Raw genomic sequence first — 12,978 nt, 5'->3', positions numbered from 1 at the left:
CTCCAAAAATTCAATTATGCGCCAGGTTTTGCAGACGCGCTATTCTCATCGCAGCGGGCGGATGGGAATCATAAAATGCCGAATGCAAGGGGTCTGGAGTCAGCGTCGCAGCGTTATCCTGATAGAGTTTTATCAGTGCGCGTATGAGGTCGGTGGCCGATGCGTTACCTGCAGCATACTCGTCAGCCTCGAATTCATGCTTGCGCGAGTATAGACTTGCCACCGGCTGGAACAGAAAAGTGAACGTGGGCATCACTAAAAAGAACAGCAGCAGCGCCGTGGCGGAGGAAGACACGTGTGAAACGGAAACGCCTAATCCCGCGTAAAACCAGTCCTGCTGCATCAAGTAGCCCAGCGCCCATAAAAATATAAGGCTCATGGCAAACGTCCATACGATACGTTTGATAACGTGGCGTCGTTTGAAATGTCCCAATTCATGCGCTAGCACCGCCTCGATCTCGGGCGTATCCAGACGAGAAAGCAACGTATCGAAAAAAACGATCCGCTTCGTCCTGCCGAAGCCGGTAAAATAAGCGTTGCCGTGGTTGCTGCGGCGCGAACCATCCATTACGAAAAGACCGCTGGATTTAAAGCCGCATCGACGCATCAATTGTTCAATACGTGCCTTGAGCGGAGCATCCTCAAGCGGGGTAAACTTATTGAAAAGCGGCGCGATCCAGGTCGGGAAGATGGCGAGAAGCACCACGTTGAAGCCCATCCATGCAAGCCAGGCATAAAACCACCAGCTTGGCCCCATTTTCTGCATTAACCATAAAATACCGAGCAGCAGCGGGAAGCCCAGCAGTCCTCCCAGTAGCGCGCGCTTGATCAGGTCGAGGAAAAACATGCGGGGACTCATCTTGTTGAAACCAAATTTTTGTTCGATAACAAAAGTTCGATAATAACCTACCGGAATTCCTGCTACGCTCATCAGTAGCACCGCGCTGACAATGAGTGCTATGCCGTGTATCAACGGGTCGCTAAACCAGTTTGACCAGAAATCCGCCAAGGCATTTAATCCGCCACCAAGGGTAAGTATCAGCAAAAGCAACGTATCGAGCGTTATGCTGATATATCCCAACCGCGTTTTGGCGCAGGTGTAGTCAGCCGCTTTTTGATGTGACGCTAAAGTAATTCGCGAAGAGAAATCGTCAGGCACATGATCGCGATGGGCGAGAACATGATGGATGTGCCGTGTTGCCAGCCATATACGCGCTAAAAAAGTGAGCGTCAGGGCGCAAAGAAAGAGGATCGTGAACGTTTGCATAGTCTATGGATGGCCGAAGTGGCAACGCAATGAAAGGTGACGGGTCAGTACCGATATGACACAATTACACGTTGAAAATTCAGCAAAGTGATCTAATTATGGCACAAGACAACAACAACCTCATCTGGATAGATATGGAAATGAGCGGGCTTAGTCCGCAGGATGATCATATCCTCGAGGTCGCTCTCGTGATAACGGATTCTCAATTGAACCTGGTGGCGGAAGCGCCGGTGCTGGTTCTATCCCAGCCCGACGCAGTGCTCGACGGCATGGACAACTGGAATAAGTCTACGCACGCAAAATCCGGCCTCGTGGACAAGGTGAGATCTTCCAGCCTGAACGAAGCTGAGGTAGAGGCGTCCATGATCACGTTTCTGCAAGAATATGTTGCCACGGGAGTCTCTCCTATGTGCGGCAACTCGATATGCCAGGATCGGCGTTTTCTGGCGCGCTGGATGCCGCAGCTGGAGTCCTATTTTCACTATCGTAATCTGGACGTAAGCAGCCTGAAGGAATTGGTAAAACGTTGGAAACCGGAAATCTCGGCAGGCTTGACAAAGCAATGCAAGCACGAGGCGCTGGCGGATATTTACGACTCCATTGCCGAGATGAGATACTATCGCGAGCACTTTCTCCGAGCATAGCGCTAAATAAACCTGAATCCGGTAGTTGGATCGGGGGAAAGTGTTCCATTCCAGGAAGTTGCAACGCAGCCCTGTGCCGCAAAAACCGTGCAATTCACCCCGTAGCGCCCTCGCCCGGGAGGTGAGCGTCAAATAATATGAAATATTGTTATTAATCATAACACTGATCTATTAAATGAGCGGCCAACTACCGGATTCAGGTTAAATCCGGCTACGCGATTCCCCCCTCGGCTTTCGGGTTGAGGCAACTCTTCACTTATCGAGAATTAGCCATGTCCGGCACCGTATTTACTATTGCTGTCAATCCAAAAATACCTCCCCGTCTGGCGCGGCTCGAGGAATTGGCTAATGATCTCTGGTATAGCTGGGATCGTGCTACGCGCTCGCTATTTTCCCGACTGGATCCCAGTCTTTGGGCGACAGTGGGGCACAACCCCAAAGATTTTCTCAAGCGCGTGGATGAGTCGCTGCTGCTGAGAGCCGCCGAGGACCAGGTATTTCTCGCCAATTACAACAGCATTCTTTCGGCTTACGATTCATATCATTCGGAACCGGTGCGAAACGGCGCAACGACAGGTTTACACCCTGATGATCAGGTGGCATATTTTTGTTTCGAGTTCGGTTTCCATGAGAGCTTTCCAATCTATTCGGGTGGCCTCGGTATCCTGGCAGGCGATCATTGCAAGGCAGCGAGCGATTTGCGCTTGCCATTGGTCGGCGTGGGTTTGCTCTACCGTCAGGGATATTTCTTCCAGACCATCGATAATTTGGGTAATCAACGAGTTATCTATACTGATTCCGATTTTGAGGATTTGCCCGTAGCGCCCGTGTTGGGCAGCAATGGTTTGGAAATACGAATCGAAGTGGAAATGCCGCAACGCAAGGTCGTCGTCAAGGTCTGGCAGGCGAAGATCGGTCACGTTAGACTTTACCTGCTCGATACGAATTTAGCTGAAAATTCGCCGGATGACCGTGATATCACGCACCAACTCTACGGCGGCGACCGGAACCTGCGCATCAAGCAGGAGATCCTGCTTGGCATTGGCGGTGTCCGGGCGTTGAGGGAGGTGGGAATCAAGCCGACGATATGGCATATCAATGAAGGGCATGCTGCGTTCATGATGCTGGAACGTATGCGTAATCTGGTGCAGCAGGGGCTGGATTTCCCGAGTTCGCTGGAGGCAGTGGCGGCAAGCACGGTGTTCACAACCCATACCTCGGTACCGGCGGGACATGACCACTTCGGCGATGACATGATGGCTACTTATTTCGAAGGGTTTTACCGTGATCTTGAAATTACCCGGGAAGAATTCATGGCACTGGGTCGCGTTCGCGGCAGTCACGATTTCAACATGACAAATCTTGCCATTCATGGCTCGCGCTTTCAGAACGGCGTGAGCAAGATACATGGCAACGTTTCCGCGCGAATCTGCAGGGATTTGTGGCCACAGATCGAGCCGGAAGAAAATCCGATGGGACATATCACGAACGGCGTGCATGTGCCGACCTTCCTGGCTCAGGAATGGCCGGATTTATTCGACCGTTATCTCGGCTATGAATGGCGTAACCATATGTGTGATACCGATTACTGGTCGCGTATCAATGCCATTCCCGATCATCTGTTCTGGAGCGTGCGGCAAACACTGAAATCGCAGATGCTATATAGCATACGTGCTCGTCTAGCTGTCCAAATATCCCGTAATCATGGTTCTGAAGCGCATCTCGACCGCTTGCTGAGATTTACTGATCCTATAAACCCGAACATTCTGACACTTGGCTTCGCCCGCCGTTTTGCCACGTACAAACGCGCGACGCTGCTATTTGACAATCTCGACTGGTTGCGCAGGATCATGCTCGATCAGGACCGCCCAGTTATCATAATTTTTGCAGGCAAGGCACATCCTGCCGATGTTCCGGGACAGGACCTGATTCGTCACATCAATCAGGTTGCCCAGATGCCGGAATTTCAAGGACAACTTCTATTGGTCGAGGATTACGATTTGCGTCTCGCCCGGCGGTTGGTGGCAGGGGTCGATGTGTGGCTCAACAACCCGGTATATCCGCTGGAAGCAAGTGGGACCTCAGGCATGAAAGCAGGTATAAATGGTACGCTCAACCTGAGCGTACTCGATGGCTGGTGGGGCGAGGGCTATAACGGCAGGAATGGCTGGGCGATCAAGCCCGGGCCGGAAAATATGGATCTGGCGCGGCGCGACAAGGAGGAGAGCAGGGATCTTTACGAAACGCTGCAGGACCACGTGGTGCCGCTCTATTATACCCGCGATAAATTGGGTTATTCCTCGGGTTGGGTAAAAATGGCGAAGGACTCGATGATGTCGTTGCTGCCGCGTTACACGGCCGCGCGCATGGTAAGCGAGTACACCCAGAAGTTTTATGTACCGGCAAGCAAGCAGGGGGCGCTCTATGCCGCCGATGACTTCAGCGGTGCGAAGAAAGTCGCGGCTTGGAAAGCTTTCGTGCGGAAAACATGGGAAGGCGTAGCGATTCGTCGATTGAATACGCCACGCAAGCGTATCAGTTTCGGTGATGCCGCGCAGTTTGATGTCGCGGTAAGGTTGAATGGTTTACAGCCTGAGGACGTGATAGTGGAAATGTTGATTTGCCGTCAGCGCAATAAGGCCACGCTGCGCGAGTTCAATCATATCAGGTTTGAATTCAGTGGCATCGAAGAATCGGGCGAGCATCTGTATTCATTGAGCCTCACTCCGGATTTATGCGGAAAGCTGGACTATTACATACGCGTTTATCCATATCAACCTTTGCTGACGCATCCATTTGAAATGGGCATGATGGTGTGGGTGTAATTTTTCTTTTTTTCAATTTGGTCCAAGAGTCCGCCAGCTCCATGACTTCGGCGGTCCGATCCGGTCACTGACGAAAAAACCTTCCTGTGACCCAAAATGCTGAATCAGTCTCCAGTCTTTCCCCGCAATGACTCGATCTCGACCGGGAGCTCAGGAGAAAAGCGATAAGTAGATTTGCCGGTATGCAGCAGCGCTGGAATGCCAGCTGAAATCTTTTGTCATGCCATTTTTCTTCAAGCGGCACCATACTGATTTATCGTGATAGGCAGCGACAACCCGCCGAATCGCGTTAAGAAAACTGTCGGCGGTCATGTCGTGGAACAAAAAACCACTGGCGCTTTTATCGGCCAGCGTTGCGGGCGTGCAATCGACTACGGTGTCGCGCAAGCCGCCGGTCGCGTGAACCAGCGGAGGCGTACCGTAGCGCTGGCTATACATCTGGTTCAAGCCACACGGTTCGAAGCGGGAAGGCATCAGGAAGCTATCCGCGCCTGCCTCTATCAAGTGGGCAAGTTTTTCGTCGAAGCCGATATGGACCGCCATTTTCCCCGGATAATTTTTCTCCAGTCTGGCGAACGCCTGCTCCAGCGCGGTTTCGCCGCTGCCCAGAATCACAAGCTGGGCAGGTATTTCGGTCAACCGCGCTGCAACTTGCAATAAAAGATCGTAACCTTTCTGATAGGTGAAACGGCCGACGGCGCCGAATAACGGAATATGCGGATCGGCAGCCAGCCCCAGCAATTGTTGTAATGCGGTTTTGTTGTGCGCTTTGGCTGCAAGATTGGTAATAGCGTAATTTTGTGTAATATAGCGATCAGTAGCAGGGTTCCATTCTGAAGAGATGCCATTGATGATCCCACTGATGTGCCCGCGCCGCGCAGCCAGCAGACCTTCCATGCCGAAGCCCAGCGGTGTCGTCTGAATTTCTTCCGCATATGTCGGGCTCACGGTAGCGATATGGTCGGAATAATGGAGCCCCGCCTTGAGAAACGACATATTGCCATAATATTCCATGCCATTTATATCGAAACTTTCGGCAGGCAAACCCAGTTGAGCCACCGTATCGGGCGGAAATATGCCCTGAAAAGCGAGATTGTGTATGGTCATCAACGATGCCGCCTTTTTCCCTCTATGGAAATGCAGATAAGCCGGCACCAGGCCGCTTTGCCAATCGTTGCAATGAACAACGCTTGGGCGCCAGACGAGCGGGCTCGCATCACTCGCCAGAATTGCGCCAATTTTCGAGAGGAGTCCGAAACGCAAGGCATTATCCGGCCAGTCGCGCCCGGCATTATCCACGTATGGCCCCCCTTCCCGCTGGTACAGTACGGGGCAATCAATGATGAAAATGGGAAGAGATGCGGATGCGCCCAACGGCAGCTTTGCGGATAGCAGCGTCGACGGCGGAAATGGAGATTGATCTCTGAATTCGGCTATCTTTTGCTTTTTTTTGAGACCCGACAGCACTTGCGGATAGCCCGGGATGAGTACACGTACGTCGATCTTCAATTGACGCAACGCCAGCGGTAACGCCGCGCTGACATCCGCGAGACCCCCGGTTTTATTCAGAGGGTAAATTTCCGGCGTGATAAACAGAACACCGGGACTGGAATTTGATAAAGCGTGTGGCATTGCGGTCCACTCATTAAGATTTCTTGGAAAGCGTGAGGAATGAGGATCACTCCGAATTTCACTGACTTCCATCCGACACCGGTCGGTCGAGTAAAGCGCATCGTCTTGATGCCGCTATTCATCAGAAAAGGAATAAGCGGGCGCAACCCACTGCAAGTTATCCCTCGCGGTTGCTGTGCCAAATGAACTCGATTGCTCGGTACGCTTTGCTACAGCCGTGTCGGCACGGCGGACGGCCGGTGGTGCCTCGTTAAATGAACGTATCTTCCCGGAACCGAGTCAAGCATTTGTCGGGCGATTATCGATGAGAAGCGCGATGGGCCGTACGGCAACCTCCGCCTCATCCATTCATATCACGCCGGGAGAGCATTATTCAAGCGAAAGAATGATCCCTGCAAGTGGCGGGAGGCTGATGACGATCGAGTCGGGCCGCCCCATCCAGGGTTCGCCGGTCGTATCGATGCGACCCATGTTGCCCAGATTACTGCCGCCGTAGTGCAAGGAATCGCTATTGAATAATTCATGGTACATGCCTTTCGCAGGGACGCCGATGCGATAACGTGTGCGTGGCACAGGCGTGAAATTGAGAACGATCAGGACGAATGAACCATCGTATGCGCGGCGCAGATAGCTGATGACGGAGTTGTCGGCATCATGGCAGTCTACCCACGCGAAACCATCAGGCAAGAAATCGAGTTGGTGTAATGCGGCAATACTGCCATACAAATGGTTGAGGTCGCGCAGCGCAGCCTTGACGCCGCGGTGCTGTTCGTCGCGTAATTGACCCCAGTCCAGTTCCCATCCCGAGTTCCATTCACGTCCCTGGGCGAAGTCGCTGCCCATGAAATTGAGCTTTTTACCGGGATAAGTCATCTGATAAGTAAATAACAGGCGTACGTTTGCAAATTGCTGCCAGGCATCGCCCGGCATTTTGCCCAGCAGAGATCCTTTGCCATGCACTACTTCGTCATGTGAAAGCGGCAGGACGAAATTCTCCGTATACGCATACAACTGACCGAAAGTAAGCTGGTCCTGATGGAAGCGCCGATAAACCGGATTATTACGCATGTAGGATAGCGTATCGTTCATCCAGCCCATATTCCATTTCATGGAAAATCCCAGACCGCCAGTATAGGCGGGACGAGATACCGCCGGCCATGAAGTGGATTCTTCCGCCAGCGTCAACGCACCCGGAAATTCCTCATGTACCATAATGTTCAGTTCGCGCAGGAAATTTATAGCTTCCAGATTTTCCCTGCCGCCATATTTGTTGGGTAGCCATTCACCCGGCTTGCGTGAATAGTCGAGATAGAGCATGGATGCAACAGCATCCACGCGCAACCCATCAAGATGAAATTCCGCTAACCAGAAATGGGCGCTGGACAATAGAAACGATTTTACTTCGTTGCGCCCAAAATTGAAGATATGCGTTCCCCAGTCCTGATGTAGTCCAATACGCGGATCCTCGTGCTCATATAATGCGCTACCATCAAATCGGGACAACGCAAATGCATCTTGAGGAAAATGCGCCGGCACCCAGTCGAGCATTACGCCAATACCCTCCAGATGACAGGCATTGATGAAATATTTCAGGTCGTCCGGTGAGCCAAAACGACTGGTGGGTGCGAAATAGCCGGTTGTCTGATAACCCCAGGATTCATCGAGCGGATGCTCTGAAATTGGCATCAACTCAATATGGGTGTAGCCCATTTCAAGCACGTAAGGAATCAGATGCCGGGCGAGTTCACGGTAAGAGTAAAAACGGCCATCAGGATGTCGCTTCCAGGACCCGGCGTGAATTTCGTAAATATTCAGCGGTGCGTGCAACCAATCCCACGTTGCACGGTTTATCATCCATTCGGCATCATCCCATGCTGTTTCGCCGATCACCGGCGTGCGCGCCGCATTGTTGGGGCGCAATTCATAGCGCCTGGCATAAGGATCTGTTTTAAGAAGGATTGCGCCGCTGTCGCGGTTGCGTATTTCATATTTGTAGAGTGAATCGGGGGGGAGGTTGGGTATAAAGAGCTCCCAAACGCCACTGAAACCATGAACCGCCATCGGATGTACTCGGCCATCCCACCGGTTAAAGCCGCCTACCACACTCACGCGCTCGGCATTAGGCGCCCATACCGAAAAAAGTACGCCAGCGATGCCCCCTCTTTCCGCAATATGCGAACCCAGTGTTCGATAAGCTTGCCGTAACCGGCCTTCATTGAACAAATAGACGTCATAATCGGAAATTTGCGGCTGGAAGGCATACGCGTCATAAGTTTCGTACAAGCATGCTTCCGGCCATGCGTTACCGTCTTCGACGCGCAATAGATATGGCATGGACGGCAATTCGACGCCGCGCCATTCGAAAACCCCAGCAGGATGTACCCGCGTCATCGCCTCGAAGCTGCCTTCTATATTGATCCATACATTTATCGCATACGGATAAAATACCCGAATCAAGCCATGGCCATGCTCCATGCGAGCACCGAGATAACTGAAAGGATCATGAAGTCGAGCTGCCAGCAGCGCTTCCAGGGACGGGTTGACTTTGACCGTTATGCCATGATGTGTCGGATCGGATTGCATAAACCGATTATAGCTCGCGCAAGGATACGGCGATACGGCGGAGTATGGTCGTGAATTGAAATTCAATGCAGGCAATCGCATCTCCCGAATCTCCTGCAGCCATCTTGTCCGTTTCATGCTCCTCTCCTTCGCGATAGCATAAAATCGGACAGATCATTTGCTACAGACCCGGACACTTTATTTGTTCTTTACAAACGGAAACGGACTACTTGACGGGGAATATGGAGAGGGGCACAATCTGCTTCCCTTCATTGATTCGCCTCAGTATCCTGGGGATAAATAAAATAAGGAAAAACAAATGCATACATGTTCTCACGCTGTGTTTGGATGTATGGACTTTCGGATTCAGGGCACAATTGAAAAATTACTTGAGCACCTGAATGTCAAAGAGGGAACGTTTGATCGGGTGATATGCGCCGGCGGCGCGGCAAATACGGAACAACTTGAAACGCATCTGGAGTTGTCGAAGAGGCTGCATGATAGCCACGTGGCTGTGCTCTCCGTTCACGAGGACTGTGGTGCCGGTGCGGTAAAGGAGGACCTTTACAAGGCGGGGGATACTGCCCGTTCGCTTGGGTTCGAGCCAAAACTGTTCTATATCAAACTTGATGGAACCTGGGAAGAAGTTCAGCCACAGGGAGTCTCTGGATAAGCATCCGAATGGATGCGAGGCAGCTTCGGGCTTTTACAGAGAAGGGATTTTCCTGAGACGTAAGAGCCCGCAAATGGCGCCCCGTGTACGAGGGCTTCTTGCCACGACGCTTCTGGGGGCGGTTCTTTTCGGTTTCTAGCCTGCACAGCAGGCGGCTCAATTTGAATGGTGTGGTTCAGCCATTGATGAGTGCGTCACCGCGAACTTCTTCAGAGGTGAGATTCTCTAGACAAAAGGAGCTGATTTGCGTTATATCAGCCAGATTACGCGTAATTCGGTAGCGATGATACTGGCTGGCGGGCGCGGTAGCCGCTTGCGACAGCTTACAGACTGGCGTGCCAAGCCTGCCATGCCGTTTGGCGGCAAATTCCGCATTATCGATTTTCCTCTCTCCAATTGCGTTAATTCCGGCATTCGCCGTATCGGGATCGCAACACAGTACAAAGCGCAGAGCCTGATCAGCCATATCCAGCACGGCTGGGGATTTCTCGATGGGCGATTCGATGAATTTGTCGAGTTATTGCCAGCTCAACAGCGCATCGAAGAAACCTGGTATCAGGGAACCGCCGATGCGGTCTATCAGAATATCGATATACTTCGAGTTTATAATCCGGATTACGTGCTGATTCTGGGCGGTGATCACGTTTATAAAATGGACTATGGCAAGCTGCTCGCCGACCATGTCGAAAGGGCCGCCGAGATGACAATAGCCTGCCACGACGTGCCCTTGGAGACGGCAAGCGGACTTGGGATCATGAGCGTCGATGACGAATGGCGCGTCAACGGTTTCGAAGAAAAGCCTTCAGTGCCCACCGCGATGCCCGGCCAGCCCGGGCATGCGCTGGCGAGCATGGGTATCTACGTGTTCAATGCTGCATTTCTTTTCGAACAATTGATTCATGACCATGACGACGAGAATTCGTCCCATGATTTCGGCAAGGACATGATCCCGTACCTGGTGCCGCGTGGAAGGGTATTTGCCCACCGTTTCGTCCACAGTTGTGTCAATATGGCGTCGGGTGTGCCGTATTGGCGCGACGTCGGCACCATAGACGCCTATTGGGAGGCGAACCTGGATCTCACCCGTATTACGCCGGACCTCAATCTATATGACAAGGATTGGCCGATCTGGACTCACCAGGAACAACTGCCGCCCGCCAAGTTTATTTTCGACGACGATGACCGGCGCGGGCAGGCACTGGATACAATGGTTTCTGGAGGGTGCATCATCAGTGGGTCAACCGTGCGCCGCTCGCTGTTATTTTCAAATGTACAGGTACGCAGCTACAGCAGTATCGAGGATTCAGTGATATTGCCCAACGTGGATATCGGTCGCAATGTGCGACTGAGACGCGTCGTTGTCGACAAGAATTGTATAATTCCTCCTGGGTTGATGGCTGGTTTTGACCCGGAGCAGGACCGCGAGCGCTTTTATGTCACCGAAAATGGCGTTACGCTTATTACTCCGGAAATGCTGGGGCAAAAAATACATTATGTCAGATGATAAGCAGGATGAAATAAGACAGTGAGCGCATAAAGCGAACAATTTGTGGCGATCGAACAGGTTCCGCGCCGAACGCAGGGCTTGTCCAGACGCCTTCTTCCATCGGGTCAGATAGAAATGCAACCAATACATTTAGTCTTGCTGTGGCATATGCACCAGCCGGATTATCGCAATTACGAAACTGGCGAATTTACGTTGCCATGGGTGTATCTGCACGCCATCAAGGACTACAGCGACATGGTGTCCCACCTTGAAGCGCATCCGTCCATAAAAGCGGTGGTGAATTTCGTGCCGGTACTGCTGGATCAACTGGAGGATTATGCGGCACAGTTCGCGTCGGGTCAGTTTCGGGACCCGCTCTTGCGCTTGCTGGCGACGCCCGATCTGGAACAGGTTTCCGCGCGAGATCGCATACGGGCGTTCGACAGTTGTTTTCGCAGCAATCATGTCACCATGATGCAACCGTACCCGACCTACAAGCGGTTGCATGATATGCACGAAACATTGCGGGCTCGCGGCGAGGCGGAACTGTCCTATCTTTCGGGTCAGTATCTGGCGGACCTGATCATGTGGTATCACCTGGCATGGACAGGAGAGAGCGTACGCAGGACCAATGAGGTGGTAGTGCGATTGATGACACAGGACAGAGGCTTCAGCCATGCCGACCGGCTAGACTTGCTCAATGTGATCGGGGACTTGATACAGGGATTGATTCCTCGCTATCGCAAGCTGGCTGAGTCCGGCCAGATCGAATTGTCCACCACGCCCCATTACCACCCCCTGGCTCCGCTATTGATAGACTTTTCTTCCGCGCGCGATAACATGCCCGACGTGCACCTGCCGGTGGAAAGCTGTTATCCCGGAGGGAAAGGCCGTGTCGCGTTTCAGTTGACATCAGCTATCGAGAGTCATGCGCGTCGCTTCGGGATAACGCCCTGCGGCGTATGGCCCGCGGAAGGTGCGATATCAGCGGCCATGCTCGAGATTCTTGCGGACCACGATTGTCAATGGAGCGCCAGCGGCGAAAACGTGCTGGCGAATAGCCTGCGCAAATCGTATGGGGGCAGACCCTTGCCGGAGCGAGGCCGCTACCTCTACAAGCCCTATCATGTGGAAGGCAAGGCCAATAGCGTCACGTGCTTCTTCCGCGACGAAAAACTATCCGACATGATCGGCTTCGAGTACTCGAAGTGGTTTGGGCGAGATGCCGCCGAGCATTTGGTGCACTCTCTCGAAGATATCGGCCGCAACGCATTATCCGGGGAAAATCCAGTGGTAAGTATTATTCTCGATGGCGAAAATGCGTGGGAATACTATCCTTACAACGGCTATTACTTTCTCAATGATCTCTACGGAATTCTTGAAAATCACCCCGCAATCGAGGTGACTACTTATAAGGATTATCTGGGAAGCATCCAGCAGGCTGATGTCGCCCGCTTGCCGGTATTGACGGCAGGGAGCTGGGTGTACGGAACGTTTTCCACATGGATCGGCGATCAGGACAAAAACCGTGCCTGGGATTTGCTCTGTGCGGCCAAGCACAGTTATGACCTGGTGATGCAAAGCAAACGCTTGACCGACGAGGAAAGAGCTAAAGCCGAACGTCAACTCGCTTCCTGCGAAAGCTCCGACTGGTTCTGGTGGCTGGGTGATTACAATCCGCCGAGCGTAGTGTCGAGCTTTGATCAATTATTCCGGGACAATCTGGCTAATCTCTATTCTTTACTGAAATTGCCGGTGCCCGTATCCGTACATCAGCCTATCAGCCACGGCGGCGGCGTTGTGGCTCAAGATTCGGGCACAATGCGGCGCGCCTCTTGAAGAAAGCCTGCAGCGCACTATTGCCGGCGCAAGCCCGAGAGCGATATTTC

General features: G+C 52.5%; 8 protein-coding genes. 5 read left to right on the top strand and 3 right to left on the bottom strand.

Features of this window, described 5'->3' with window-relative positions; all coding sequences use genetic code 11:
* Positions 1-10 precede the first annotated feature (10 nt).
* A complete protein-coding gene (locus BLP78_RS04760; protein ID WP_090457029.1) occupies positions 11-1,267 on the bottom strand; it encodes a M48 family metallopeptidase in 1,257 nt (418 codons plus the stop codon).
* Positions 1,268-1,365: 98 nt separating this feature from the next.
* Here BLP78_RS04760 and orn point away from each other — a divergent pair, with 98 nt between their 5' ends.
* Together orn and glgP are read left to right on the top strand one after the other, a co-directional pair.
* Entirely contained in the window at positions 1,366-1,911 is a 546-nt protein-coding gene (gene orn / locus BLP78_RS04755) for an oligoribonuclease (protein WP_090457027.1), read from the top strand.
* A gap of 272 nt (positions 1,912-2,183) precedes the next feature.
* Positions 2,184-4,736 (top strand): alpha-glucan family phosphorylase, encoded by a 2,553-nt coding sequence (glgP, locus tag BLP78_RS04750; protein WP_090457025.1) that lies wholly within the window; start codon positions 2,184-2,186, stop codon positions 4,734-4,736.
* Positions 4,737-4,886: 150 nt separating this feature from the next.
* Here glgP and glgA read toward each other — a convergent pair whose 3' ends face one another.
* Positions 4,887-6,368 carry a glycogen synthase GlgA gene (glgA, locus tag BLP78_RS04745; protein ID WP_090457023.1) on the bottom strand — a complete coding sequence of 494 codons (1,482 nt, stop codon included), beginning with the start codon at positions 6,366-6,368 and terminating at the stop codon, positions 4,887-4,889.
* A 369-nt stretch (positions 6,369-6,737) separates the two neighbouring features.
* On the bottom strand, positions 6,738-8,951 hold the full coding sequence (gene glgB, locus BLP78_RS04740; RefSeq protein ID WP_090457197.1) for a 1,4-alpha-glucan branching protein GlgB: 2,214 nt from the start codon (positions 8,949-8,951) through the stop codon (positions 6,738-6,740).
* 331 nt (positions 8,952-9,282) lie between these two features.
* Here glgB and BLP78_RS04735 point away from each other — a divergent pair, with 331 nt between their 5' ends.
* The 3 genes from BLP78_RS04735 to BLP78_RS04725 all read left to right on the top strand — a co-directional run bounded on the left by BLP78_RS04735 (position 9,283) and on the right by BLP78_RS04725 (position 12,928).
* On the top strand, positions 9,283-9,603 hold the full coding sequence (locus tag BLP78_RS04735) for a hypothetical protein (protein WP_143002890.1): 321 nt from the start codon (positions 9,283-9,285) through the stop codon (positions 9,601-9,603).
* A 244-nt stretch (positions 9,604-9,847) separates the two neighbouring features.
* The gene (gene glgC, locus BLP78_RS04730; RefSeq protein ID WP_256330055.1) at positions 9,848-11,107 is read left to right on the top strand and encodes a glucose-1-phosphate adenylyltransferase; all 1,260 of its coding nucleotides are present in this window, start codon (positions 9,848-9,850) and stop codon (positions 11,105-11,107) included.
* A gap of 117 nt (positions 11,108-11,224) precedes the next feature.
* Entirely contained in the window at positions 11,225-12,928 is a 1,704-nt protein-coding gene (locus BLP78_RS04725) for a glycoside hydrolase family 57 protein (protein ID WP_090457193.1), read from the top strand.
* The last annotated feature ends 50 nt before the right edge of the window (positions 12,929-12,978 follow it).

Origin of the sequence: Nitrosospira sp. Nsp1 (assembly GCF_900100985.1) — a bacterium.
In the GTDB taxonomy this organism is placed as follows: domain Bacteria; phylum Pseudomonadota; class Gammaproteobacteria; order Burkholderiales; family Nitrosomonadaceae; genus Nitrosospira.
This window is presented reverse-complemented; position numbering and strand designations above follow the sequence as displayed.

What these genes read in the sequence shown, in the direction of transcription:
- BLP78_RS04760 (WP_090457029.1), bottom strand. Translation starts at nt 1,267, where the DNA reads ATGCAAACGTTCACGATCCTCTTTCTTTGCGCCCTGACGCTCACTTTT.
- orn (WP_090457027.1), top strand. Translation starts at nt 1,366, where the DNA reads ATGGCACAAGACAACAACAACCTCATCTGGATAGATATGGAAATGAGC.
- glgP (WP_090457025.1), top strand. Translation starts at nt 2,184, where the DNA reads ATGTCCGGCACCGTATTTACTATTGCTGTCAATCCAAAAATACCTCCC.
- glgA (WP_090457023.1), bottom strand. Translation starts at nt 6,368, where the DNA reads ATGCCACACGCTTTATCAAATTCCAGTCCCGGTGTTCTGTTTATCACG.
- glgB (WP_090457197.1), bottom strand. Translation starts at nt 8,951, where the DNA reads ATGCAATCCGATCCGACACATCATGGCATAACGGTCAAAGTCAACCCG.
- BLP78_RS04735 (WP_143002890.1), top strand. Translation starts at nt 9,283, where the DNA reads ATGGACTTTCGGATTCAGGGCACAATTGAAAAATTACTTGAGCACCTG.
- BLP78_RS04725 (WP_090457193.1), top strand. Translation starts at nt 11,225, where the DNA reads ATGCAACCAATACATTTAGTCTTGCTGTGGCATATGCACCAGCCGGAT.